Annotated in this window: 22 protein-coding genes and 1 pseudogene; 9 read left to right on the plus strand and 14 right to left on the minus strand. The window is 60.8% G+C overall.

From position 1 onward, the window contains the following. Window positions 1-61: 61 nt before the first annotated feature. A complete protein-coding gene (gene proX / locus DCO45_RS07045; RefSeq protein WP_116925143.1) occupies window positions 62-1072 on the minus strand; it encodes a glycine betaine/L-proline ABC transporter substrate-binding protein ProX in 1011 nt (336 codons plus the stop codon). 622 nt (window positions 1073-1694) lie between these two features. Here proX and DCO45_RS07050 point away from each other — a divergent pair. Further along, window positions 1695-2885, plus strand: coding sequence for an ankyrin repeat domain-containing protein (locus DCO45_RS07050; protein ID WP_116925144.1), 1191 nt, complete (start codon window positions 1695-1697; stop codon window positions 2883-2885). A gap of 397 nt (window positions 2886-3282) precedes the next feature. On the opposite strand, the gene DCO45_RS07055 is transcribed toward DCO45_RS07050, so the two are convergent. From DCO45_RS07055 to DCO45_RS07095, 9 genes are all read right to left on the minus strand, one after another. Next, window positions 3283-4299 carry a PleD family two-component system response regulator gene (locus tag DCO45_RS07055; protein WP_116925145.1) on the minus strand — a complete coding sequence of 339 codons (1017 nt, stop codon included), beginning with the start codon at window positions 4297-4299 and terminating at the stop codon, window positions 3283-3285. Further along, entirely contained in the window at window positions 4296-5303 is a 1008-nt protein-coding gene (cheB, locus tag DCO45_RS07060) for a chemotaxis-specific protein-glutamate methyltransferase CheB (RefSeq protein ID WP_116925146.1), read from the minus strand. The genes DCO45_RS07055 and cheB overlap by 4 nt, the downstream gene beginning before the upstream one ends. Further along, entirely contained in the window at window positions 5300-7522 is a 2223-nt protein-coding gene (locus tag DCO45_RS07065; protein WP_116925147.1) for a hybrid sensor histidine kinase/response regulator, read from the minus strand. The genes cheB and DCO45_RS07065 overlap by 4 nt, the downstream gene beginning before the upstream one ends. Window positions 7523-7577: 55 nt before the next feature. Next, window positions 7578-8264, minus strand: a complete 687-nt coding sequence (locus tag DCO45_RS07070; protein WP_116925148.1) for a chemotaxis protein CheW — start codon at window positions 8262-8264, stop codon at window positions 7578-7580. Next, on the minus strand, window positions 8248-9507 hold the full coding sequence (locus DCO45_RS07075) for a protein-glutamate O-methyltransferase CheR (protein ID WP_116925149.1): 1260 nt from the start codon (window positions 9505-9507) through the stop codon (window positions 8248-8250). The genes DCO45_RS07070 and DCO45_RS07075 overlap by 17 nt, the downstream gene beginning before the upstream one ends. Next, entirely contained in the window at window positions 9504-9986 is a 483-nt protein-coding gene (locus DCO45_RS07080) for a chemotaxis protein CheW (RefSeq protein ID WP_027010358.1), read from the minus strand. The genes DCO45_RS07075 and DCO45_RS07080 overlap by 4 nt, the downstream gene beginning before the upstream one ends. A gap of 2 nt (window positions 9987-9988) precedes the next feature. Further along, the gene (locus DCO45_RS07085; protein ID WP_116925150.1) at window positions 9989-11626 is read right to left on the minus strand and encodes a methyl-accepting chemotaxis protein; all 1638 of its coding nucleotides are present in this window, start codon (window positions 11624-11626) and stop codon (window positions 9989-9991) included. An 840-nt stretch (window positions 11627-12466) separates the two neighbouring features. Next, complete coding sequence (locus DCO45_RS07090) at window positions 12467-13747, minus strand: dynamin family protein (RefSeq protein ID WP_243419270.1); 1281 nt, start codon at window positions 13745-13747, stop codon at window positions 12467-12469. Continuing rightward, a complete protein-coding gene (locus DCO45_RS07095) occupies window positions 13744-14571 on the minus strand; it encodes a hypothetical protein (RefSeq protein ID WP_133248086.1) in 828 nt (275 codons plus the stop codon). The genes DCO45_RS07090 and DCO45_RS07095 overlap by 4 nt, the downstream gene beginning before the upstream one ends. Before the next feature lie 16 nt (window positions 14572-14587). Here DCO45_RS07095 and DCO45_RS07100 point away from each other — a divergent pair. After that, a pseudogene (locus tag DCO45_RS07100) lies at window positions 14588-14800 on the plus strand (LysR family transcriptional regulator); the annotation flags it as partial. Window positions 14801-15469: 669 nt separating this feature from the next. Here the strand turns inward: DCO45_RS07100 and imm45 are convergent. Together imm45 and DCO45_RS07110 are read right to left on the minus strand one after the other, a co-directional pair. Continuing rightward, window positions 15470-15880 (minus strand): Imm45 family immunity protein, encoded by a 411-nt coding sequence (gene imm45 / locus DCO45_RS07105; protein WP_116925152.1) that lies wholly within the window; start codon window positions 15878-15880, stop codon window positions 15470-15472. Between the two features lie 121 nt (window positions 15881-16001). After that, window positions 16002-16622 (minus strand): LysE family transporter, encoded by a 621-nt coding sequence (locus tag DCO45_RS07110; protein ID WP_116925153.1) that lies wholly within the window; start codon window positions 16620-16622, stop codon window positions 16002-16004. A 104-nt stretch (window positions 16623-16726) separates the two neighbouring features. Between DCO45_RS07110 and DCO45_RS07115 the strand changes: the two genes are divergently transcribed. The 6 genes from DCO45_RS07115 to DCO45_RS23170 all read left to right on the plus strand — a co-directional run bounded on the left by DCO45_RS07115 (window position 16727) and on the right by DCO45_RS23170 (window position 21458). Continuing rightward, the gene (locus DCO45_RS07115; protein ID WP_116925154.1) at window positions 16727-17182 is read left to right on the plus strand and encodes an Lrp/AsnC family transcriptional regulator; all 456 of its coding nucleotides are present in this window, start codon (window positions 16727-16729) and stop codon (window positions 17180-17182) included. Window positions 17183-17297: 115 nt separating this feature from the next. Then, a complete protein-coding gene (locus tag DCO45_RS07120) occupies window positions 17298-17816 on the plus strand; it encodes a sigma-70 family RNA polymerase sigma factor (RefSeq protein ID WP_116925155.1) in 519 nt (172 codons plus the stop codon). Further along, entirely contained in the window at window positions 17809-18198 is a 390-nt protein-coding gene (locus DCO45_RS07125; protein WP_116925156.1) for a DUF4880 domain-containing protein, read from the plus strand. The genes DCO45_RS07120 and DCO45_RS07125 overlap by 8 nt, the downstream gene beginning before the upstream one ends. Continuing rightward, window positions 18195-18806 (plus strand): FecR domain-containing protein, encoded by a 612-nt coding sequence (locus DCO45_RS07130; RefSeq protein WP_116925157.1) that lies wholly within the window; start codon window positions 18195-18197, stop codon window positions 18804-18806. Before DCO45_RS07125 ends, DCO45_RS07130 begins: the two co-directional genes overlap by 4 nt. A 103-nt stretch (window positions 18807-18909) precedes the next feature. Beyond that, window positions 18910-20715 carry a TonB-dependent receptor gene (locus DCO45_RS07135; protein ID WP_243419271.1) on the plus strand — a complete coding sequence of 602 codons (1806 nt, stop codon included), beginning with the start codon at window positions 18910-18912 and terminating at the stop codon, window positions 20713-20715. A 98-nt stretch (window positions 20716-20813) separates the two neighbouring features. Beyond that, the gene (locus DCO45_RS23170) at window positions 20814-21458 is read left to right on the plus strand and encodes a TonB-dependent receptor (RefSeq protein WP_347707641.1); all 645 of its coding nucleotides are present in this window, start codon (window positions 20814-20816) and stop codon (window positions 21456-21458) included. Window positions 21459-21596: 138 nt separating this feature from the next. Here the strand turns inward: DCO45_RS23170 and DCO45_RS07140 are convergent, their stop codons facing one another. Next, on the minus strand, window positions 21597-21917 hold the full coding sequence (locus DCO45_RS07140; RefSeq protein ID WP_198424369.1) for an excalibur calcium-binding domain-containing protein: 321 nt from the start codon (window positions 21915-21917) through the stop codon (window positions 21597-21599). Window positions 21918-22871: 954 nt separating this feature from the next. Then, window positions 22872-23237, minus strand: coding sequence for a hypothetical protein (locus tag DCO45_RS23175; protein ID WP_243419272.1), 366 nt, complete (start codon window positions 23235-23237; stop codon window positions 22872-22874). Window positions 23238-23289: 52 nt separating this feature from the next. On the opposite strand from DCO45_RS23175, the gene DCO45_RS07150 reads away from it, so the two are divergent. Next, window positions 23290-26085 (plus strand): DUF5979 domain-containing protein, encoded by a 2796-nt coding sequence (locus tag DCO45_RS07150; RefSeq protein WP_243419273.1) that lies wholly within the window; start codon window positions 23290-23292, stop codon window positions 26083-26085. The last annotated feature ends 6 nt before the right edge of the window (window positions 26086-26091 follow it).

Here is a 26091-nt window from a genome sequence, read left to right on the forward strand (position 1 = left end):
GTAGAAGCTGCGCGCCCATCGCCCAGCGTTCAGCGCTAACCCAGGTCAGCGCTAACCCAGGTCAGCTTGCGGCGGCCTTCAGCGCAGTCTCGATCCAGCCATCAAAGGTCTTTTGGTTGGCCTTGATCCAGCTGTCCGTGTGGCGTTCCACGTCCTGCTGGCGGTTCTCGCCGTCGTGCATCCGGCGGTTTTGCTCGCTGATGTCCCCGATGGGCAGCGACATGATCTCAAACAGCTTGGCGGCGGCGGGGTTCTTTTCGACAAAGGTCTTGTTCGCCACGATGTATTCGTTGTTGACAGGGAAACCGTAGTTCTTGCCGTTGGGCAATTGGGTGTCCGTGCCCGCCTGTACACCGGGCATGGCCGAGAACGGCACTTCCAGCCAGACAACGTCCTTGCCCGAGCGCAGCACATTGCTCAACCAGTAGGGGGTCCAGGCGTAGAACAGCACCGGCTTGCCTTGCTGATAACGGGCCAGCGTGTCCGAGATCAGCGCAGGGTAGTTGCCCTGGGTGTAGTTCACCGTGCCCTGCAGCTTGAAGGCGGCGAGCTGGTGGTTCACCACGGCTTCGCCACCCCAACCGGCGCTGGGTCCGACCAGATCGGCCTTGCCGTCGCCGTTGGTATCGAAGAGCCGGGCCAGCTTGGGGTCGCTGAGCTGGCTCAGGTGGGTGATCCCGTACTGATCGGCTGTCTTCTTGTCGATCATGTAGCCCTGTGCGGCGCCGGCTGCGTACACCCCCTTGCGCGACAATTTGGCGTCGCCCCCTACGCTTTTGTAGAACTCCGAGTGGTGCGGATTCCAATGGTTGGCCATGAAGGTGGCGTCTCCGCGGGCAACGGCCAGATGCGCCAGCGGGTACTCGACTTCCTTGATGGGCTGCACGTCATAGCCAAGTTTGGTCAGCGCACGCGTGACCAGCAGGGTCTGGAAGGTTTCCTCGGCCAACGAACTTTGCAGGGGCAGCACCTTGACGCCCTTGCCGGGCAGATCGCCAGCGTGGGTGGACAGTCCAAGGGCCAGCAGGGCGCTGGCGAGCAGGGTGCGGGCAAAGTGTCGGGTGTTCATCATGTGGTGTATTTCCTATACAAGCGGGTGGAGAAAGCAAGCTAGGCTCTTGGCGCCACGCAAGCGCCTGAGCCGAGCTCAGGGAGGTCTCTGGCGCCATGGCGGCAAGCCTGCGGCAATGCAATGCGATGGGCGATAGCCGCCCAAGCCAAGGCAGCCACGTTCCACAGCCGCAAGGCAGGCGCTAAAGACGGCGAGACAGACGGCGCAAGCAAGGCCTGCCGATCGTGGGATCAGCGTCCAGCGGGCGGGACAAGGCGTTGGTTGACGACGCAGGGCGGTGGGGGCAACAGCGCCCCACGCAAGAAAATAGGTACCGCGACGGGACGCAAGCTGGTCCGCGAGTAGTACCGAAGCGCCAACATGCTCTGTTGGCTTTAAGAATCTAATAAATATAACTCCCGAGTCTAAAGCAGTCAAGGCTTGCGCGGCGTTTATCCGTTGCGCTGCAGGGCTCGGAGGGGGGCGGGGGAGGGGGACTGTCAGAGATGGGGTAAGTGCTCTGCGATTGGAGTTCCGGGCCTCGGCGCAGGGTTCTCTCAGCCCGCCTCACTCTTTCGTGGCATGGCACTAAACTTCCGATCCATCACTCCTTCGATGTGCGACTGGATCGCAGTTCCCTCCCATGCCACAGCTTGCTTCTGGAACCCCGATCCCTGGCTCAGCTGGCGCAGGCAACCAGGCCGCCGCACGCGGCGATATCTGCACGCTGGCCGCATTGGCCGAAGCGGGCGACGACCTGTCGGTCCTGTGGAACATTCGCACGCCGCTGATCGAGGCCGTGATCGCCCAGCAGGCGGAGGCGGTCGGGTGGTTGCTGGCGCGCGGTGTGTCGCTCAACACCCCCGATGCCGTGATGGGCTGGACGGCCTTGGGCTGGGCTGCCAGCGGCAATGAGGCAGCGCTGGTGCAGGCCTTGCTGGCCGCCGGCGCCGATACCGAGCACCAGGCCGACGAGCACGGGCGCACGCCGCTGATGGCCGCCGCCCAGGCGGGTGGCGACGAGGCCGTGATCCTTTTGCTGGCCGCTGGCGCGCAGCTGGCTGCCCAGGACGGCCTGGGCGCCACCGCTGCCGACCTGGCGCGCCGCAACGGCTTCGAGGCCTTAGCCGCGCGCCTGGATGCCATGCTGCCCCCCGCGCTGCGTGCCGCTGCGCCGGCGCCGCCCAGCGGTACCTTGCCCTGGCCTGAGGAACCGCTGGCCGTGCTGCACTGGCACGATGACTTTCCCGCTTTTCAGCAGCCCAATTGGCGGAGCCTGGCCAGCGGCGAGGACTCGTCGTTTGACAGCACCTTTCACGCCGCGCTGGCCGACCGACTGAGCCCCGCCTTTGCCAGCGCCACGGCGGCACTACGCAGCTGGGTGCAGGCCATGAACCACTGGGAGCGCGCGGCGAGTCAGACCATCGCTGGCGCCCGGGGCGCCGAGGCGCATCTGGACATGGGCGTGATGTGGCAGCAGCTGGCGGGTGCGATGGCCCTGCGCCAGGCCTATGCCACGCCGCGCCTGCGCAAGTACCCGCGCATCTCCATCAGCGCCAAGCCTGATTTGCCGCTCCACCTGGACCTGCTGGCGCTGGAGTGGCCAAGCGCTGACCAATGCACCATCACCACCCAGCACCGCATGCTCCCCGTCGATGAGCCCGAGTCGGCCGACACCCAGGCGGGCGCGACCACGCGCGGGGAATTATTCTCGAACCGCTGGCCCATCGTGGAGAGCCGCTTCACGTTGCTGCGCAAGGCCGGCCAGTGGCGCATCGACCGTTGGCAGCAGCGCTACCAGGGCAACAGTACCTGGGACAGGCAGGTCCTTTAAGCCCGCGCAGGCTGGGTCTCAGGGCGGTTTGACTTGATCTCAAATACCAGCAGGGCGCGTGATCTTCTCCAGCTACAAGCGTAGGCCGAGGTTCAACGGGGTGGGATTGTTTGCAGTCAGAGCCAGACACCGGGCCGCGCTGGCTAGAGCGCGTCGGGGCATGGTTCGAAGTTGCTGAGGGCGGCTTCAGGCTGGTTGCAGTCCGCCAACTCAATAAGTTGGATCACTGAGGCACCCAGAGCAGTCATTGCAAGGATCCGTCCTTGCAGGTCTGCACGACACCCTTGACGCACCCTGCGTAGACTTGCGGCCATCCAACGCTACCAGCGCTTTGGCGAGCCGGAGGAAGCCCATCCCCTGCTGATCAAGATCGCATCGAATCAGAAATTTACCGTACTCAGGCTACGCCGATGCGATTTCGACCACTTTCTTTGGCCTGGTACAGCCCAGTGTCTGCGCGCTGTATCAATGCAATGGGTTTGAGGTCTTGCTCAGGCACCATGGTGGCAACTCCGATGGAGACCGTCACTGTGGCATCGGCTACCGGTGCAACATGTGCAATGGCTAGTGCCTGGACTGCGCGCCGCACACTATTGGCGAGCGAGCATGCGCCGTCTTGCGAGGTATTGGGCAAAATGATAGCGAACTCTTCACCCCCATATCGGGCGACCAGATCACCAGAGCGCGAGCAAGATTGTGCAAGGACCTGGGCCACGCTGCGTAAGGTCTCGTCGCCCATCACATGGCCGAAACTGTCGTTATAGGATTTGAAAAAATCGACATCGATCATCAGTAGGGAGAGTTCAATTCTCTCTCGCCGTGCGCGTTTCCATTCCAGGTCCAGGTGCTCATCGAAATGCCGCCGGTTTGACAAGCCAGTCAAGCCGTCGAGCTTCGTCATACGCTGCAGCGCAAGATTGCTCTCCAGGAGTTGCTGTTGGCTCAGGCGCAAGGCTTGGTTCGCCAGGTCGCGTTGCTTCATCGCCAGATAGGCTCGGGAGTGGTATCGGAGACGTGCTATCAGTTCCACTGCATCTGGCAGTTTCACGAGATAGTCATTGGCCCCCACTGCAAATGCCTGGCTCTTGATCTTCGGGTCTTCCTTGGATGACAGAACGATGATGGGCAGGTCGCGTAATTTCTGATTGTTGCGATATTGGCTCACCAAGTCCAGACCATCAACACCGGGCATCACAAGGTCTTGCAGGATGACGGTCGGCTGGATGTGTTCAGCCATTTCCATGGCATTTTTCGGGTCTCCGCAGTAGTGGAAAGACACGCCGATCTCATGGCTCAGCATGCGGCGTACGGCCTCGCCGATGATGGCTTGGTCATCTACTAGTAAAACCTTGACTTCAAGCTCGCCAGGCTCCCCGGCAGAGGTGTTTTCATCCAGAGTTGGAATAGGAGTCATGAATTTCTCTTTACCGCCATCCAGCGGCATAGTTCGGCCAAGCGGTTGGCGATGCGGTCCAGAGGCAGGACTTCCGCTGCCGCATCGATAGCAACGGCGGCCTTGGGCATTCCCCACACCACGCTGCTGGACTGGTCTTGGGTAATGGTGGCAAAGCCTCGCTCGCGCATAGCCTTGAGCCCATCTGCCCCGTCTCGCCCCATACCCGTTAGCAACACACCGATGGCATCACCTCGCCATTGCTCGGCAATGCTTTGAAAGAAAATGTCGATCGACGGACGGTAAATTTGCGCATCAGGCTTGAGTGAATACTGCAGGTCGCCGCGGCGGCTCACCGTCAAATGCTCATTGCGGCCAGCCAGCAAGACCACGCCGGTCTGCGGTATCTCACCAGCCTGAACCAGGCGTACCGGAAGCGTTGATTCCCGCGCCAACCATTCAGCCATGCCCGCAGAGAACTTGTCGTCCAGGTGCTGAACCAGTACCACGGCGGCGTCAAGATCTTTAGGCAGTTCACCCAGCAACTGGTTGAGTGTGGCGGGCCCACCAGCGGAGGCACCGATGGCAATCAGGCACGCGCGTTTCGCGCTGGTGCGCGTGGCTCGTTGGGTAACAGGCTGCGGGGGCGTGGCCAGCCAGGCGATGTTCTGGATCTTGCGCAGCAGCAGCGCTGGATTGAAAGCGCTGCCGTTCGCCAATTCGGGCAGATGCACCACATCAAGGGCGCCGTGGCCCAAGGCATTGAATGCCCATTCGGTATGGAGCTCGGTTGCCAGATCCAGCAGCAGCAAAGGGCATGGCGCCTCATTCATGACACGTTGCGAAAAGGCCACTCGATCAGCTGTGCCCAGTTGCAGCAGCAGCAGCTCAGGGGGCATATCACGACACAGGCGCAAGGCCTGCGTCTCGTCTTGTGCCACCCAGTGGATGTCGTGCAGCGGCTCCAAAGCGTGTTCGAGGCGTTGCGCCAACTCAGGGGTGTTAACCATCAGTCCAAGCTTCATTCAACAGCCTCGCCAATCAGCATGTGTACAGCCTCCAGTAATGTTTCATCGTGAAAGCTCGACTTAGCAAGGTAGTAGTCGGCTCCCGCATCAAGGCCGCGTCTGCGGTCTTCCTCGCGGTCTTTGTAGGATACAACCACCACGGGCATGGACTGCAGTTGTGCGTCGCGCCTTACCAGGCCTACCAGCTCAATGCCATCCATGCGGGGCATGTCGATATCGGTCACCAGGAGGTCATATTTTTCTGCACGCAGAATGTTCCAGCCATCGATGCCATCCACGGCCACGGTCACCTCGTAACCGCGCCCAATGAGCAGCTTGCGCTCCAGCTCACGCACGGTCAGCGAGTCGTCCACCACCAATACGCGCTTGCGCCGCAGTGACGGCCCTTCAGACAACCGTGCAACCCTTTCGACTTGGCCTGCACCCAAGAGCTTGTCAGCGGAGTTCAGCAAGTCATCCATATCCACGATAAGCACCGGACTGCCGTCATCGAGCAGGGCACCTGCCTCCACGCCGCGCAGCAGGCCTAGGCGGGAGTCGATGGGAACGACAGCCAGATTTTGCTCGCCAACAATCCTGTCTACCGCAATGGCAAGGCTTCGGTCGTGGTGCGGTATCAAAACCACTGGGAGGCCCAGCGGATCGGATTTGCCATGCGGCAGTTGCAAAAGCTGGTGGGCAGCGACCAGACCGATGGCGCGCTCGCGTACCCAGATATGTTGCTGGCCCTCCACCATGCTGATGGCGTCCGCCGGGATACGCAAAGTCTGCTCCACTTGCGCAAGCGGAAGCGCGTAGGCCTCACCGCCGATCTCCACCACCAAGCAGCGCAGCATCGACAAGGTCAGAGGCAGTTGCAGCTGGAACACCGTCCCTCGCCCCTGTTGCTGGCGGACGCGCACCGTACCGCGTAGTTGACGCAGCGTGTGCTGGACCACATCGAGGCCCACCCCACGGCCAGAGATCTCACTGACTTTCTCGCTCACGCTGAAACCCGGCAGGAACAGAAAAGCCAGCAATTCTTCCTCATGCATGTGCTGGGCCATCGTTTCGGTGGCCAGCTTGCGTGCGATGACTGCGGCACGTACGCGAGCGAGGTCAACGCCTGCTCCATCGTCTTCCAGCTCAAGGACCAGGAGCCCAGCAGCATGCCGAGCCCGCAGTACCAAGTTGCCTTGTGCCGGCTTGCCGCTGGCCAACCGTTGTGCGGGGCTTTCAATGCCGTGGTCCACCGCATTGCGCAGTAACTGGATCAGTGGTGCTTCCAATGTCTCCAGTACGTCGCGATCTCCTTGTACCTCTTCGCCTTCCAGATTCAGCCATACCTCTTTGCCAAGACTGCGACTGAGCTCACGCACCATGCGCGCCTTGCCAGCCATCAGATCCGCGCAGGGGCGCATGCGCGAGGCCAATACGGTGTCATACATGCGCTGGCTGCGCTGCTCAAAGGCCCAGCCAAAGCTGTCGAAAGCCGCTGTATGTTGTTGCAACTGGCTTTTGGCTTCCAGCGTCCAGTGGTTCACATCGGATAGCAAGGCCTTGGCACGAGGCGGTAGCTCCTGCCCCAGCAGCGCATCGCGCAACCCATGCAGGGATCGATCAATATGGTCTTGCAGGCGTTTGAGTTGTGCCAACTCCTGGCCCAGGGACTTGGTACGCTGTGCAGCCACCAGTGAGCGTCCCGCCAGATCGAGCAGATGGTCCAGGCGTTCGGCTGACACACGCAGGATACGGTCATGCAGTTCACCGGCGGGCTCGGGCTCGTTGGTCTCAATGGCGGAGACTTCTTCCGGCAAGGCCGGCCTGAAGTCCGGCATGGCATCGGGTGCCGGCGCATCTTGCTGCGTATCGTCTGCCAGGATTGCTTGCAGCGCAGGCAGCCCTTGCACGCTGATCCCTTCACTCAACTGCCTCAATGCCTCTGAAGCGCGTAGCAGGGCGTCGATGCGTGTGGAGCTCAGGCGGACCTTGCCGCTCTGGGCACAGACTAGCAAGTCCTCCATCACATGGGCCAATGTCACAGCGACATCCAAGCCGACAATGCGTGCCGCACCTTTGAGTGAGTGCGCTGCACGCATGCAGGCCTCCAGCTGCGCGGGATCGGTTGGCTCACGCTCAAGTACCAGCAGGCATGAATCCATGACCTGGGTTTGTGCCTGCGCTTCTAGACGGAACAACTCCAGCATGGAGCTGTCTTTGTAGGCATCAAGGCTCATGGCTTGACCTTTGGTCCATACATCGCGAGATGTGCCAGCGGTGTTGCTTGTTGGATCATCTAAGGCTCCTGGACAAGGCTTGCAACAGGCGATCAGCATGGAGCACCGTGATGCTGTGCTGCTGCCACTGCATCACCGCAGAGGCTAACTGGCTGACCGCAAGGCCACTGGCATGGCCCGTCTTTTGCAGCTTGGCAAGTGGAATCGCGTATATGCCCTCCACCGTCTGAACCTCCGTCACCAGTGGGCCACCAGGTGTGTCCAGTATCAGCATGTGGGGGCGGTCTTGCGGCGTGGTCTCGGTGGTCAGGCCCAATACCAGGTCAAGCGCCATACAGGGAACCAAGGTTCCCCGTACATTGCACAGTCCACGCAGTGAACGGTTGCGGGGGTAAGGCAGTCCGTGAACGGGCACGGGCAACGATACTTCTAGCAAAAGCGTTGAAGGCAGAGCCAACCAGTTTTGCCCAATGCGAAAGATCAGGACCGACAGTGTCTGGCCATCAGCCAGCGGGTCAGGTTGCTGATTCTCCGCGAACGATGCCTCGTCCACCATCTCCAGATCCAGCTCATGCCGATCGAGCAGCAGAGCGGCAGCCTCGGCATAGCGTTCGCAGTTATGGCAATGAACATGCTGGAGCAGCCTCTCGCAGGAGCGGTCGCCGCGAACACCAATGCGCTGCCAGCAGGCGTCAATAGCTGGGGGCTCTAGCGGGATATGGCGATCAGGACTTGCCGGCATCTTGGGTTTCTCTCTGCTTCAGCCGTTGCTGTAATCGTGCCGCACCGCTGTGGTCGCCTTGTGTCACCAGCAGGGCTGCCAGGTGTGCCAGTGCTCGGGTGTGGTAGGGCTCAAGGTAAAGCGCTTTGCGGTAGTGGCGCAGGGCAGCCTCGGCCTGGCCCGCACCGTCACATATCAAACCCCACCAGAAAAACAACTCGGCGGTCGGCCCATGCTGGGTCAACTGCTGTGCGCAGGCAGTGAGCGCCTCTGCGCTGCGTCCTGCATTGGCGAGCTCGGTGATTTTGCGCAGTCCAGCCGCTGCATCTCCCGTTGGCGGCGATTCACTTTTGGCAGCTGGTGAAGGCGCCATGCGGCGTACGGCCGAAATGGCACGCAATGGCAAAGGCGAAGGCGCGCGCGGCTTGACCGCCGCAGGCAATATGGGGCGCGCTGGCACTGGGGGGCATGGCAGGGTGCGGCGGCGGAACGCGAAACTGTGTGCGGCATCCAGCGATTCGAAGCCTTGTTGGCTTAGAACGCCTGCTTCGGCTGGCCCAGTGAACAGCAGTCCGTCGGCGCGCAGCCAGCGTTTGAGATTGGTCAGCGCCCGCAACTGCGTAGGTCGGTCAAAGTAGATCAGCAGATTGCGACAAAATACGATGTCGTAGTCCGTCAGCGAAGGCGGCATGGTGCTGCCGAGTATGTTCCCACACTGAAAGCGCACCACGGCGCGTAGCCTCTCATCGATGCGGTGGGAGCCATCCGCCTCACGTTGAAAATACCGCTCGCGGATGCCTGGATCATCGCCGCGAAAGGCATTCACGCCATATTGGCCAAGGGTCGCATGCTCTATGACGCGCTGACTGATGTCCAGCGCATCAATCTGAAATTCGTGCGCTGCAAAATCGGCATCGAACATGGCGATTGCCATGGAGTAGGGCTCTTCTCCGCTGGAGCATGGCAAGCTGAGCAAGCGCAAAGGTTGCCCTACAGGGAGCCGGCGTTGTAGCGCTCGCGCTTGGGTGGTCAACAGCGAGAACGATTCAGGGTAGCGAAAAAACCAGGTCTCAGGAACCACCATGGCTTCGATCAGTGCGCGCTGCTCTGTCTGCGATTGGCGGATATGGCTCCAGTAGGCTTCTTCATCCATGGAGTTGGCCTTCAACCGTTGCCGCAGTGAACGCTCGACTGCCCCTCGGCCCAGCGTACTCGCGTCGAGTCCGATAAGCGATCGCAAGAGTTGTTCCAGTCGTTCAATCATGCTAGCTTGCCCTGGGGCGGGAACAGCAACTGGACCATATCCGGTGGCAACAGCCCTTCAATGGAGATGTGCTGAATCATGTCGCCCAAGCCTTGCGCCTGAACGGCGCCCAGGTAGGCGCCTCCTGCATCCAGCCCCGTGGGCTGTTGTGCGGGGCTAGGCAGGCGCATCACCTGATTGGCCTTTTCAAGGATCAAGCCAAGGGATTGGGTCGACGAATAGTGCAGCAGCACCATGCGGGTGTTGATGCTATGCCGAGCCTTTTGCCCAAACACACGCTGGCAAAGATCCAGTACTGGAATGATCTCCCCGTGGTAGGACAGCAAACCAGCCACCCAGGCGGGGGCCTCCGGCACATGCTTGAGCCGTTGCAGGGGCATGATTTTGCGAACCACGCTGGCAGGCAAGGCGTAACGATCAGCGCCCAGGTTGAACAGCAGGTGCAACGGTGCAGGCTCCGTTGCTGGGGTCAATGCCACGATTAAACCTTGAAGCGGCTAACCCCGCTGCGCAGATTGTTGGCGACATCGCTCATGTTCTCAACTGCCATGCCGGCCTGGTGCAGTGACTCTACGGTTTGGCCACTGGCTTCGGTGAGTTGGCTCAAGGCCTGCTCAATTTGCTCGGCCCCGCTGGACTGAGTTTGCATGCCCTCACTGACCTGTTGCATCTGCGGGGCCAAAACCTGAATTTCGTGGATGATCTGTGACAGCTGGTCGCCAACTTGTGACATTTCAGTATTGCCGCGGCGCATCTCTTCGGAGAATTTTTCCATCCCCATTACGCCTGCAGACACGGCAGACTGAATTTCGCGCACCATCTGTTCAATATCGTAGGTGGCAACCGCAGTCTGGTCCGCCAGACGGCGTACTTCAGTGGCTACTACGCCAAATCCGCGGCCATATTCGCCCGCTTTCTCGGCTTCGATCGCAGCATTGAGAGACAGCAGATTGGTTTGGTCAGCGACTTTGACGATGGTGGTAACGACTTGATTGATGCCACCAGCCTTTTCGTTAAGCAGGGCGAGTTTGGCGTTGACCATTTCGGAGGCACTGGTCAACTCCTGCATCACCTCAGCCATGCGTACTACGCCTCGGTGGCCCGACCCGGCCAGCGCTGCAGTTTGCTCGGAGTGGGCCGAGACATCCCCCATGGTACGTACCAGCTCCCGAGAGGTCGCGGCAATCTGGCGCGAAGTTGCGCCAATTTCGCTGGTGGTCGCAGCCGTTTCCGTGACGGTGGCTTGTTGTTGCTTGGTGGTTGCAGCGATCTCAGTGATGGACGTTGTCAGCTGTACCGATGAACGCTGCGCTTGAACAACCAATTCGCGAAGCGAGGTGACCATGCCATTGAAGCCTGCCTCAATGGCAGCGAATTCATCGCTACGGTTCAGACTGAGCTTGCTCGAAAGGTCGCCCGTACCCAGCGTTTTCATGGCCGCCAAGGTTGCTTGAATAGGACGTAGTATCGAGCGGTGCAAGAGCAGACCGCAAATAATGGCCAGCACCAGAGCCAGCACCAGCGCACCGACTGCCAAGCGCTTGTTGGAGCTTGCGATTTCTTGAATCGTCTGCATGTCCTCCTCCACGGCATGTTGGTTCAAGTCAACGATGCGGCTGACCTGCTCCTGCGCCTTGCGCCATTGCGGCAGCATTTGCCCGCTGCGCAACTGCGCAGCTTCAGCGACCTGGCCACGCTCCAATATTTCAACCAGCAGATGCGTATTTTTCTGATACGCCTCACGTGTACGCGCGAACTCCGCGGTCGCATCGCGATCTTCCTGGCGGGTGATGGTGTTGAGGTATTTGGCGTAAACCTTGTCCAAACTGGCTTCGATCGCGCTCAACTGCGCCTTGTTTTCAGCGAGTACATCGCTGCTGCGACCGGCATTCGCCTCCGCATCCCGCAGTAGATTGAGCGTCTGGTAAAAATGGAGGGTCAAATCCTGGCGCATCTGGCCAGCGAATCCCATGCCCGCGAGGTCGGAGGAGAGAACGTCGGCAGCCCGCTCATGGTTCGAATCCGCACGCATATAAAAGATGGCGGACATCCCGAACATCACCGCAATAATTAGTGCAAAGCTGGCGGATATCCGCTGGCTGACCGTTAGGCCCATCATCGTATGTCTTTCTATAGAACGTACTCAAATTGTATTGCCTTGTGAACTCCAAATCACATTTAATTACTGGGCATGCTGGTGCTGCCGAGCGCTGTTTGAGGCTGAAATCCAGCTAGGTCGTTGCGCTGCGCAGGCCGTTCTCCTCTCTGTAGATCCTTCGTAATCTCGCGAGAGTGCAAGCCAAAAATCCCTCTGCTTAATTGTTCTTTGTTCGCCTCAAATCTATAAAACAGGCGCAACGGATATGCGGCAAGCTATGGGATAGATGGTAGGTCGATGATGGTATCTATCGTGTGAATCTGGCGATTGGCGGGTGCCAGCAGTTCTGGCCTGACCCGGGGCCGTCCAGCAGAAGCCCATTGAGTCCCCAAGGACCCTGCTGGCGTTGTGCAGACGCTCCAAGCGGTGTGTGTACGCATTGTTCCTTCAGCGTTGGGGTCACGCGTTCGACCATGCCGTTTTGCTGCTCTTGAGCCTCGTCCATCCACCTTGAAAAACATGGGCATGTTTTTGCCCGAAGCCCGGATCGGATGGCAAACCATGACTCTAGGTGGCTCGGTAGGTGACATGGGGGACATGGGCGTGCGTTCGCATTCAAGCCCGCAACGCAGTGCCCACGCTATGCAAATCCTGGCTGCACTGCCGCAAATGCGCCTGCATCTGCGCGACTGGCAGCACCATCGGCTCCAGTGCATGGCTGCAGGTATCGACCGCCGCAGCCAAAGCCACCTCTAGCTGCTCGCGCACAGCATTTTGCAAAGTCGCGTAAAGGGCATCAGGGCCCACAGTAGCCGGTGGCAACCCCAGGGTCGCTGGTTCTGCTTGCAGCGCAGGCAGTGCTTAGCCACCGAGATGGCTGCGCAGCTGTTCCCTAATCTCACCTCGCACCAGCGCATCAACCTGGGCGCACAGCACAGGCGATTGGTCCGCATTCCGTTCCAGCAATCCCGGCAGTGCCGGGATGGTCTGGCGCCATGCGGCGCGCAGCATCGCTGCCTTGCTGTGTTGCAGGCGCTCCTGCTCTTGGTCCAAAGCCACCTGCAAGCGCTGCAGCTGGGGCAGCAGTTCCGTATCGATGGCGCATTGCACGTTCTCTTCCAGGTGGTGCAGCAGCACCTCGGCTGGCTTGCGCTGTTGGTAGGCCTGGGCGGGGGCCAGTACCTTGGCGATGGCGGTGTAGAGGCGCAGCAGGCCGGCGTTGGCCAGGGGGTAGGGCCCCGGTTGGCTGCGTGCCATGTGGACCGAGACGGAGACGGGGCTCCTCAGCACCGACAGATCAATGCCCAGCTGGCGCAGCTTGCCCTGGGCGCGTGCCTGTACGTCGGCCTCTTGCAGCGCGCGGTTGGCTTCGGTTTTGTTGCGCAGGCATTTCTGGATCTCGCCATCGACCTCGTCTTCTTCGATCAGATCGCTGCGGGTGATGACCGGCAGCAGCGGTTTGTTGCGGCGCAGTTCGCGGGCGAGTTCGTCCAGCTCCTGCACCTGGCCGGGCGAGGTGGAGCTGCTGAGCCAGAGCAGGCCGTCGGCGCTTTCGGTAAAGCGCTGGGTGAGGGCGGCGTTCTCGGGCGTGACGGAATGCAGGCCGGGGGTGTCCAGCAGCACCAGGCCGGTGTCCAGGCACAGGCCTTGCAGCCGGGCTGTCGTTTCGGTGGCGCCTTCGCGCAGGGGCTCATCGCTTTCCACCACGGCCCCATCTGCTAGATGAAAGAAGCGCACGGGCTGGCCCTGCGCGGCAAAGCGCTCGGCCAGAAAGTTGCACAGCGAGCTTTTGCCGGCATTGAACTTGCCAAACACCAGTAGGATCTCGCGCTGCTCAAAGTCCTGGGCCAGGCTGCGCGCGGGCTGCAGCGCAGACCATTGCTGCGCCCAGCGCGCCTGCAGATCCTGGCATTGCTGGTGGAGGGCCTGGGCCTGCTGGGCCAGCGGGTGGCTGGGCTGTATCCCGGGTTCTGGTGAAAATGCGCTGCTCAGGACTTGCTGCAGTGTGGTTTGCCAAGCTTGCAACTGTAGCAGCTGGGAATGCAGATGTGCCCGCCTGGCCTGGTCGTTGGCAGCGGCGGGCCCGGCGGCGCTGCCAACCACATGGGCCAGAAACTGCTGCTCGCCGGCCATCGCATTCATGCGCGGGTCTCCAGTGCTTCGAGTGCGCTCAAGGCCGTTAAAGCCTGGGCGCTGGCCTGTACCCGGGCTTCTTGGTTGGCCATGCGCTGCACCAGCGCCTGGCGGTCGGCCGAGCGCTCAAAGTAGCGGGTAAAGGCCTGGGCCAGGGCGTTGCGCCCGGCGGCCTCGCAAAACAGGCGGCGCATGTCTTGGCGGTATTTCACCGAGACGCCCATGACGGCGACCATCACGCTGTCCAGGCTCTTGACCTGGGTCTGCTGCTCCAGCGGCAGCTCCACCACGCCATGCTTGGTCGGGATGGCGCTGATGCTGATGCAGGCCTTGGAGTAGGCGACCTGCAGGCGGTTGCGCTCGAGCTTGCCGGGCGTCATCTTGAACTGGTCGGCAAAGCTATCGGGCGTGCGCGAATGGTCGGGCCCCGGCACATCGAGCACGGCATGGATGTCGCGGCCGGTCTTGTCTTGCACGGCGGCCAGGTCGCTCGCAAAGCGCTGGCCTTGCTCTGCCTGCAGCTGGCGCAGCTGGGCCAAGCGCTGCTGGCGCTCGGCATGCAGGGCCTGGAGCTGGCTGCGAATCTCCTGCAGCAGCAGCGCTTTCTCATGGCTGCGCGCCTGGGGCACCTGGGCGAGCGCATGTTGGAGGGACTGCTGCAGCGCCGGGATGCCGCTTCTCTCCAGCAGCAGTTGTTTGGCGCCATCCACGCCCAGGCGGTAGCGGGTGGACGAGACGGCCAACCACATCGGGCCGGCGGCTTGCTCTGCGATGGCGCCGCTCACTTGCTGCTGGGCGGCGTCGTCGGCCAGTTGGTCGATCTGGGTGAGCACACACAGCGTCTGGCGCCGGGTGCGCTCGGACCTGGTCTACCGCCTGATCGACGACGAGCGCGCCACCTCGCCGATCATCCTGAGCCACCGGGTCAATGATGACTCCTGGTACATCTCGGCGATCAAGGAACTGACGGCCGAGATGTATGCACAGAACCCGCCCTGGCTGGATTTTGAGACGAATGCGTTTCCGGCGGGGGAGATGTATGGGGGTGCTGGGAAGCGGTGAGGGGGCTTGCTGGACTGTTGAATCTCCGCTGTTGAAGCCCGCTGCAGCAAAAATGGGAGATCAAATATGCAGTGGAGTTATGGCCCAAGTAGAACAGGCTGGTTGCCAAGAATTTACGGATTCTTCGCGACTACAGGGCGCTTAAGCGAACCCGTCGATGGGCGGCGTAGCTTTATCATGCGGCGATGAACATAGAAACTACGACGCACCTCCAACAGCTCATCGCTGAAGAAATTCGGTCTGCGGATGGCGACGAAGTTGTGACTAACATTTATGAAGTCGTAGAGAAAATACAACTGCTAGAGCAGCCTCGCCAAGTGATACCGATCATCTTTCGTTGGGCTGAAGAAAATCATCCCTGACTGATCGACGATGAGCCATCTCGGCTTTTTATCGAGGAGCAGGATGATTATGTTCCTGCCCTTGAGGAATCGATCAGTCGCAGGCCCACGGAACTCAACACCTGGATGGCTTACCGGCGTGCGAACGGCGAGACAGAACGCTCAAAAGTTAATCATTGGATAGCGGTATTCCAAAAAGTTTTGCCGCACCCACAAGCCAACGAAGAGTGCAAACAACAGACTGCAGATTTTATTTCTACTCAAATCAAGCGGCATGTCTAAGAGGGGCGGGTCTGGGCCGGTGATGCGGCCGGCTGATTCTGGTCGCTTACTTCATTTGAAGACCGCGGGGAGCTGACAGCGCAGCGTCTTCAATCTGAACCTCGGAAGGGTAGTTCTCTATCACCCGAACGCATTCAACTGGGCACTCCGGATAAATCCAATACGCCCAGTTGGCGATGATCCAATCGGTAGAAAGAGCCTGTGCATTCGGCGCCCTGGCATCTACGGGCAGCTTCACAAGAATGTGGCCGGCCTTGTACCCTGTGGTGACGATGAATGCAAAGCCGCAAGGTGATTCGTGATCGACCACCACCATAAAGTCAACGACATTCTCATAAGGCCAAACGGCTTTGAGGCAGCGAAACACCGTACCTCGATAAATGAGCGTGGACGGCCAACTCGAAAGTGGGCTCCAACTTGCCTTTACGCCACCGATCGCTGGTTCTTTTGTGCTCATACCGCTTTACTCTACACCGTCTGTCGCTGCCCAATGCTGAACGGCTCATCAGCACCAGCAAAATCCAGTGAAGCTGCAAACCGAATGTGCCATTGCTGCTGATCGGCAGCCACCGCCTCCATCAATGCATCGCCCGTTCAGCCAGCAGCAGCAACGCGATGCCGAGCATCAGCGCACCAGACACACGAGATACGACCAGTGCCGCGCCTGGGCGCGAGCCTAGCACGCGCTGTGCGGCCAAGCCCACGGCGAGATACACGCCGCAGCAGCTCAGCGCATGCACGGCACCCAGCATCATGATCTGCAGTGTGACGGGCCAGGCACTTTCGGCGTGCACAAACTGCGGCAGCAACGCCAGAAGCAAGAGAATCAGCTTGGGATTAAAGCTGCTGATACCTGCGGCCTTGCACGCCCATTTCCATCCACCACCAACCAGCTCGGATTGGGCGCTGACGGTGTCGGCAGGGCGGCGCAACATCGCCACGCCCATCCAGAGCAGGTAGGCGGAGTCGGCCACCGTCAGAACCGTCAAGACGATGGGATGGCTGGCGACCAGTGCGCCAACGCCTGCGGCCACGGCCGCCGTGGCCAACAAGGCGCCACAGGCTAGGCCCACAACCGCCGAGCAGGCCAAGCGGCGTCCGCGCAGGCCTGCAGAAATGACATGGGCCCAATCGGCGCCCGGGGTGATTACCAACGCAAACGACACTGCCCAGAAGGCGGCTACAGCGGTCAAAGGCACAGTACTTCTCTCTTCAAACAAAGGACAGAAGGATAGGCAACATGTAGCAGAATGTGCTTCCCATAAATTCCAATAAACAAGAGAAAAATGGAAGCTATTGAAAAATGAATGCACTGGATCGGAAAATTCTTGCAGCGCTGGAACTGGATGGGCGCTTGAGCCTGACAGACCTGGCTGCGCAGGTGGGGCTAAGTTTGTCCTCCTGCCATCGGCGTGTGCGCACGCTGGAGGAGGCGGGCGCCATCCGCGGCTACCGTGCCGATCTGGCACCGGCGGCACTGGGTTTGGACTTCGCCGCCATCGTCTTCGTCACGCTCAATAGCAGCAAGGTCGTGCGCGAGTTTGAAAAGGCGGTCGCGGAACTGGACAACGTGATCCAGGCCCAGCGGCTCTTTGGCGACCCAGACTATCTGCTGCAGATCGTTGTCAAGGACTTGCCCGCTTTTCAGAAGCTCTACGACGAGAAGCTGACGGCCTTGCCTGGCATGCAGCGCATGACCTCGACCTTGGTCATGAAGGATGTCGTGTTCAACCGCCCGCTGACCTCGGCGTTGGGCTGATCGATACCGTCAAGCACCGACACCCAAATCCTGATCAAACTTGAGGGTACAAATTAAAATAGAATAAGAATCATTTGCAATAAATTAGGGGCGCCTGCGCGGAGCTCCCATTTTTATGTCCCAAGATGCCAGTGCGCACCACGGCGTGCGACAGGAAGTCAGCGCGCTCTACCGCGACCAACACACGTGGCTGCGCACCTGGCTGCGCCGCAAACTCGGCGATGCGCACCATGCGGCCGACCTCGCGCACGACATTTTTCTGCGCCTGCTGTTGCGCGATGAGCCGGTGGCGGCGAAGGAGCCGCGCGCTTTTCTGACCACCGCTGCCCAGCATGCGCTGCTGAACCACTACCGCCGCCAACGCCTGGAGCAGGCCTACCTGGAGGCATTGGCGCAGGCGCCCGCCTTGATGGCGATGTCGCCCGAGGAGCGGGCGCTCTTGCTGGAGGCGCTCGATGAGATCGATCGCATGCTGGACCAATTGCCGGCTCCCGTGCGCCAGGCGTTTTTGATGACGCAACTCGAGGGCATGCCCCAGCTGGAGATTGCGGCCGCGCTGGGCATTTCGCTCTCGACCGTGAAGCGCTACATCGTGCAAGCGGGCATGCAGTGCTATTTCGCCGTCCATGGCTGAGGCGGCGATTCCTCGGGCCGTTGCCCAGCAGGCGGTGGAATGGATGGTGGAGCTGCAATCGCCAGATGCCACCCCCGATCTGAAAAACCAATGGCAGCAATGGCGGGCGGCAGACCCGGTGCATGAACAGGCCTGGCAGCGCATCGAGGCCGTTAACGGCCGGCTGGGTGCGATGGCGGGGCCCGATACCTTGAACTTTGCCAAAGCCGCCTTGGCGCCGCAGCGCTCGGCGCGGCGCAGGCAGATGGTCAAGTCGCTGGTGGTGCTGGTCGTTGCCGGCGGTGCGGCCTGGACAGGCTACCGGCAGACCAGCTGGCGCGAGGTGCTGGCGGGCCAGCGCGGCGCACGATCGATCTGGACGATGGCACGCGGGTGGTCATGAACGCATCCACCGTGCTCGATATTCGCTTTGGCAGCAGCGAGCGCAGGCTGCGCGTGATTGCTGGCGAAATTCTGGTGCAGAGCGGCAAGGAGGGCGGTGGCCGGCCCTTGCTGGTGGAGACGCCCCACGGGCTGGCGACCGCGCTGGGCACCCGATTTTCGGTACGGCTGGATGCGGACGGGCCGACCCGGGTGGGCGTTTATGAAGGTGCGGTTCGCCTAGCGCCGGTGGACGGCCAGCGCAGCCTGGTGCTGCAGGCCGGCCAAAAGAGCAGCTTTGACCGCCAGAACATCGCCGAGCCCCAGCCGGCCCGCGAAGACAGCGATGCGGCCTGGGTCGATGAGGTGCTGGTCACGCGGGATAAGCGGCTGGATGATTTTCTGCAGGAGCTGGGGCGCTACAGCGTGCATCCACTGTCCTGCGATGACGACGTGGCGACCCTGCGCCTATCGGGTGCCTACCCACTGGCAGATATTGCCAAGGTGCTGGACAACGTCGCCGGCCTGCTGTCCTTGCAGGTGCAGACCGTCAGCCGGCTGTGGGGTTGCCGCGCGGCATCGTACCGCTTGGTGCGGGCAGGGCCCCAAAAAATAATGGGGATGGGCTGAGCTGTTTGGCCGAGCAGCGTTTCAAGAAGAGGAGATCACATGGTTGATCCGAGATTCCTCTTGACCGCCGTCGCCACCGAGGCGAACAGAGAGTATTGCATCCATGGCCCATCACCGCACATCCGCGCGCCGCTTTGGCGGCCGCTCCACCGTTCTTGCCCATGGCGCTCTGGCGCTGGCATTGTCTGCCGTTCTGCTGCCTGCCGCGCACGCCCAGGCCGCCGTAGGGGCAGAGCGCCCAGGCCTAGGCCATCCCCGCCGCCCGCTAGATGCAGCCTTGACGCGCTTTGCCAAGGAGAGCGGCGTGCTGCTGTCCTTCACCCCGGATACCACCGAGGGTCTACGCAGCCCCGGCCTGCAGGGCAGGCACACGGTGCCAGAGGGCCTGGCTGCCTTGGTGGCAGGCACGGGGCTGCAGGTGGTGCAGCAGGCCAGCGGCAGTTACCTGGTGGTCAAAAAGCCGGCCAGCAACGCGCCCGCGCCGGCCGCACCGGTCGTTGCGGCTGCGGCGCTGGCGCCCGAGCGCTCGTTGGCAGAGATCCGCGTGACGGCGCGGCGCTCGGCCAATGGCACGACCGAAGGCACGGGCTCGTACACCAACCAGGTGACCAGCATTGCCTCCAAGACTGACCAGTCCTTCCGCGAGATTCCGCAGTCGGTGTCGGTGGTGACGCGGCAGCTGATGGATGACAAGCGGGTGGTGGATGTGGAGCAGGCCCTGACTTTGACGCCTGGCGTCATCGTGGCTGACAACTCCGGCCGCTATTTCTCGCGCGGCTTTCAGATCACCAGCATGCAGATCGATGGCGGCGCGCCGATGGCCTTGGGCGCCTACACCTACCAGCCCCAGCAGGACATGGGCTCCTACGACCGGGTGGAGGTGATGCGCGGTGCATCCGGCCTGCTGGGCGGGGTGGGCGATCCGGGCGCCATCATCAACCTGGTGCGCAAAAAGCCGTTGGCGCAGCGGCAGGTGGAGGTGTCGCAATCGCTGGGCAGCTGGGGCAACCAGCGCACCGAGATCGATGCTACCGGCCCATTGACGCAGGATGGCCGCATCCGGGGCCGTACGGTGCTGAGCTACCAAAAGGGCTACTCCTACTTTGACTACATCAGCCAGGAAAAGCCTTCGCTCTACGGTGTGCTGGAGGCCGACCTGACGGCCGACACCTTGCTGACCGTGGGCCGCTCCTACGGCAAGGTGCGGCAGAAGGGCGACTATGCCGGCCTGCCACGCTTTGCCGATGGCCGCAGCCTGGGCCTGCCGCGCAGCACGGCCTTCTCCAACCCCTGGGCCTACTTCCACTACGAGAACGACGAGATGTTTGCCCAGCTGAAGCACCGTTTTGACAACCACTGGAAGCTCAAGCTCAACGCCACCCATGCGCGCACCGAGCAGCAACGCCGCTGGAGCACGCTGTCCGGCGCAGTAGATCCGCAAAACCTGGCCGGGCCGGTGTGGCGCGGCAGAGTGCTGGACTCGTCCAACACCCAGGACATGGTGGATCTGAACCTGAGCGGCCCGTTCTCGCTGCTGGGCCGCAGCCATGAGCTGTTCATCGGGGCTGATTGGCAGCGGGTGCGCAGCCGCTGGCAGAACATGAGCTATACCGACAGCGGCACGGTGGGCGGCATTGTGTTTGATATTCAGCCCTGGAACCCGGCATTTGACCAGTTCAACCTGAACCTCAGCGAGCGCTACGGCCCCTGGGGCCAGGAGCAGCTGGGCGCCTATGGCGTTGTGCGGCTGCACCCGAGCAACAAGCTGCATGTGATTGCTGGCGCCCGCATGGCGCTCTATGAGTTCACGCAGACCATGTCCGACATCATCGACACCGCTGGCAACACAGCCCCTGGTCCGCCAAATCGTTCAAGGAAAGCGCCAAGCTCACGCCCTATGGCGGTGTGATCTATGACCTGAACCCGCATTGATCGGCCTACGTCAGCTAATCGTCGATCTTCAAACCCCAGGCGCTCAACCTGGCGGGCCCGCAGCCGGGCACGCCGCTGAACCCCATCAAGGGCAAGAGCTATGAGGCGGGGCTCAAAGGCGAGCTGATGGATGGGCGCATGAACGCGACCTTCAGCGTCTTCAACGTGGAGCGCACCGGCACTGCGGTGCTCGATGAACGCTATGCGGAGAACTACAGCTTGTGGGGCGCGAGCTGCTGCTACCTGCCACAGGGCAAGGTCAGCAGCCGGGGCTTTGATGTGGAAGTGGGGGGCGAGGTCTCCAGCGGCTGGCAGCTGGCGGCGGGCTATACCTTCAACCAGACGCGGGACAAGACCGAAGGCACGGTCTTCAGCAGCATCACGCCCAAGCATTTGTTCAAGCTGTCCACCGTCTATACCTTGCCGGGTGCTTTGTCGAAATGGCGCGTGGGCGGCAGTGGCCGTATCCAGAGCACGCAGTATGTGAGCGGCTCTGTCACCAACAGCAGCGGCGAGAGCCAGCCTTACAAGTTCACGCAGGGCGGCTATGCGACCTGGGATCTGATGCTGCAGTACCGCTTTGACCCGACCTGGACCTTGAGCCTGAACCTGAACAATGTCTTTGACAAGACCTACTACCAGACCGTCAGCTCGGTCTACAACGGCAATATGCAGGCGCTGCAACCCAATGCGATGCTGACCCTGAACGGCAAGTTCTAGGGATGCTATGCAAAACGCTCGCCAAGCGGGATGGACGTAGATCACCCGAGACCGCGTTCAGACTACGGCAGGAAGTTATGTAGAGGGTCCCTAAGCCATCAGCGATGGAAAAAAGAGCCTGCAGCGCAGGCTCTTGGTTTATGGTCTTTTGTTGACGTTGCAGAGCTGCCGCTCGCAGGGAATGCCATCGTTGTCGCCATCCATCTTGGTGTCGGGGCAGTTCTTCAGAAAAAACTTGGCCTCTTTGCACGATGTCATCTGCGAGCAGTGGGTGCGGCCATCGCATTTGAACAGTGGGTTCGGCGCACTGGGCGCTGCTGCTTCAGGTGCCTCGGGTGGCTCGGGCTCGGAGAGAACCGGCTCGGAATCCCGCATCGATGCGGCCTGCTGCTGCTCATAGCGGCTGTAGACCGTCCACGCGGCTAATGCGATCAGCAGATAGATGACAGGCCTGAACACGGTCTCCTCCATTTTTTGGATGTTAATGAGTGTAACAACTCCATCCAAAGCCGAGTCAAGCCAGGGGCGCGGGAAAGCACTTAGCTGCTTGTCCCGGCAACAGCATGCGGTTCCTTCCCGCTGCCAGTTCGGGCTCTGAGCAGGTGCCGCTCAACCATGCGGCACGCAGTGCCGCGCACAGCGTCCAGATCGTACAGGCGCTGGCGAACCCGGCAGGCCGAGCCCAGCGCCAGGTCAAAGGCGCTGACTGCCAACCTATCTAACTGGAGTTGGTGGTAGAGCTTGGGGCAGGGCGCGACCAGGTTGCCCATGCTGCGAATGTACCCGTGGCAGCGCTGGGCGCCCCGGCTTTCACATTTGGCGCGGTATGCCGCCTGGGCCCTATCAAGCCGGTGGACTTGAGCGCAGGGGCTCCACTGCCAAGTGGCTATGGCTGGCGCAAGGGTTTTCCCTGGCACTGTTTTCAGTCATTGGCATTTAGTTACACGACCGGGATATTAGCGGCCTCTGCCCACCATCGCAGCGCTGACGCTCGGCCCACAAAGGGCTTCCTGGTGCTTGGGCTGACTCTTCGACGCTGGATGGCCAGCGCGGATGGTGGATGGTCGCTGCCGGGCAGCCACAGGTTCCGGCGCTGCGCCAAGTCAGTGCCAATCAACTTATCAGCAATCTAGATGTGATCAGAGATTGTTCACAGTCTCAATGTCGTGTTTGAAATAAAATAGATTTCTTTGATTAATTCATATATTTATTAGAATTTTTCAATTGTTTGCAATCGCAGGTTGGTTGGAGATTGACTTCCTCATGGCCCTTGGCTGTGGGTAAAGGCCATGGCAGAAGAAGCCGCAGAGAGCGGCTTCATGCGATTTTGTGGGTGGTTTTGGGTAAACGCATTAACTCATTTCTTGCAGTTAATGATGGGTTGACGTCCTTTGATAAATTCTTTTAAAGATTTTATATGTCATTTAATTCTATAAAGAAGAGAATATCCAATTTCTGCTTCTTGTTATTCTCTTTTATGCTTTTGCCGGCGTTTGCGCAGGCGCAAACAGCAGATCTGCAGATTACCAAGACAGGGCCGGTATCTGCCAATGGTGGGGATGGGTTTTTGTATGTGCTGACCATTGATAACAACGGTCCAGGTGCAGCGGGTGGGGCCAGTGTGGTCGATAGCTTGCCGCCCAATTTGAGCAATGTTGCCGCTGTCTGCGTGTCTGCCATCAACGGTGCGGCATGCCCAAGCTCCATGGCGATCGACGCCTCGGGTGTGACGGCCACCATTCCCAGCTTTCCGGCTTTGGGGCGGGTGATCATCAACATCACCGGGAATTTCCCCAGCAGTGGCCCTTCGAGTATCACGAACTCTGCCCGCGTGGACACCCCTGTGGGGGTGACGGATCCCGATCTGGCCACCAATACCAGCGTGGTGAGTACCGCCATGTCCTATAAAACGGATCTGGCCGTGACCAAGACGCAAAGCAGCAATGTGTTTGCACCGGGTGTTCCCATCACCTACACGATGACGTTGCAAAACAATGGACCGGCCAGCGCTGATGGCGCCCATATTCAAGACAGTCTGACCAATTTCGCCAATTACAACTCAGGCCCACCCTATGACTACCTGACGATTGCCAATACCTTTGTCAGCTGTACCGCCTCGGGCGGAGCGGTGTGCCCGGCCAGCTCCAATTTCAATAGCCAGTCTGCTACTGGCATTGACTACGTGTTGTTCAATACCCCCGTGCCCAGCTTGCCCTCGGGAGGTTCGATCACCATCGTCTACACCATGACGCCGACCATTACCGGTGCGCAGCGTTGCGGCACGGGCGCGGGATTTTTGCAAAACGAGTTCCGGGCATCGGTGCCAGCGGGCATGACCGACTCTGATTACAACAACAATGCTGCGCAAGTCAGCATCTCCACACCGCAATCGCCCAACTGCCCGCAGTCGGATCTGGCCGTGACCAAGACGCAGAGCACGGACACCTTTACCTCGGGTGCCCCCGTGACCTACACGATGACCCTGGTGAACAACGGCCCCAATGCCGCCGATGGCACCAATATCCGTGATTCCATTACCAGTTTTGCCAACTACAACGCGGGCGCTCCCTACGATTACATGAATATCGAAGCCAGCTTTGTCGACTGCTCGGCTTCTGGCGGCGCGGTTTGCCCGGATGGCCCGAATTTCAACAATATCTCGGCGACAGGTATTGATTACAACCTGTTCAACACGACGGTGCCCAGCCTGCCTGCCGGAGGTGCGCTCACCATTGTCTATACGATGACGCCCACCATTGTGGGCACGCAGCGCTGCAGCTCGGGCGCAGGATTCATCCAGAATGAATTCCGTGCCACCTTGCCCAGCGGCATGACCGATAGCAATTACGACAACAATGCTTCGCAGGTGAGCATTCAAACGCCGCGCGCGCCCGATTGCCCGCAAACCGATCTGGAAGTCACCAAGACCCAAAGCAGCGACGTGTTTGTGGCAGGGCAGCCCATTACCTATACGATGACCTTGCTCAACCACGGCCCCAATGCGGTGGACCAGGTGCAGATCACCGATTCGATCACCAATTTCGCGAATTACACCTACGGCGCGCCTTACCAGTACATCAATACCAGCACGGCCTTTGTCAGCTGTACTGCGGCGGGAGGCGCGGTGTGCCCCGATGCATCGAATTTTGGCAATCAATCCCAAGCGGGTATTGATGTGATGCTGTTCAGCACCGCCGTTCCCAAGCTGCCGGTGGGAGGCGCGGTGACCGTGGTTTACACGATGACGCCAACGGCGCTCCCGGTTCCGTCTTGTGGCAACAGCGCGTCGAGCTTTATCCAGAACACGTTTTCTGCCTCCGTTCCCGCAGGCTATATCGATCTGGGTCCGGCCAGCAATTCGGCGAGCGTATCGCTGCCTGTCAGCTGTGCGGATATTTCCGTGAACAAGAAGGTGGACCCGGTAACCACCAGCGTGAGCGGCTCCACCGTGGTGTACACCATTGATGTGGCCAATGCCACGGGCTCTGCTGCGGCGAACAACGTGGCTTTCTCGGACCCTCTGCCCAGCGGCTTTGTCTACGGCAATGCGGTGTGCGCTGCCCAGACGCCAAATGCCATTTGTGGTGCGGTGAACTACGACGCGGCGAGCCACACGGTGACCAGCACCATCCCTGCGCTTCCCGAAGGCGGCATCGTGCGCTTTGTCATCACTGGAGCGGCCGGCAACACCGCGGGTACCTATGCGAATACGGCCTCTGCCGCTGTGGCGCCAGGGTGGCTGGACCCCGTGCCCTCGTCGAACAGCAGCACGGTGAACTTCCAGATCTTCAATACCAGCTCGCCCATCACCGTCACGAAGAAGGTGCAAGGCTTGCCTGCTGCAGGCATGCCCGCAGCGATGACCTTTACCGGCACCATCACCTGCGGCGCGCAGGCACCGCAGACATGGTCGGCCACCGTTGCCGCTGGCGCCTTGAGCGCGGACAGCGCGGCACTGACTTTCTATGACAAGGACAGCTGTACGGTGACCGAAGATACGCCGCCCGCAGCGCCCAATGGCTACACCTGGGTGGGGACGGCGACCATTGCCCCGAACCCTACCAATGTGTTGGGGCCGGCGACGCCCCTGACGGTGGTGGTGACCAATACCCTGGCTGCACTGCCGCCTGGCAAGGTAACGATCGCCAAGCTGGCGCAAACCGCAACGGGTACCCCTGCCACGGGAACCGCCAGCTTCAGCTTTGCCGGCACCGGCACGGGTGTGCCCGCCACCATGGCGGTGGCGACCCAGGCTGGCTCCGGTAGCCAGACCATCGACAACCTGGCAGCCGACCAAAGCTACACCTGGACGGAAGGTGTTCTCTCCGGTTGGAAGCTCGCCAGCATTCAATGCACCGACCAAAATGGCGCCCCGCCGAAGAGCACGATCACCACCGATGTAGCCACGCGGCAACTGAGCGTTGCCCTGGTATCGGCCGAGGAGCTGGTTTGCACCTTTACCAACCGCCAAACAGAGACGTCCGATGGTGGCCCCACTGATCCCAATGGCCCGGGTACTCCTCAGCTCAAGAAAGTGCCGACCCTCGATCCATCCAAGCTGGTGCTGATGATGCTGGCAGTTGCAGCCATGGGCATGGCGGGCCTGCGCCGCGCACAACGACGCTGATCCGAT

It is taken from the genome of Comamonas sp. JNW (assembly GCF_003105075.1).
Taxonomy (GTDB): Bacteria; Pseudomonadota; Gammaproteobacteria; order Burkholderiales; family Burkholderiaceae_C; genus Comamonas; species Comamonas squillarum.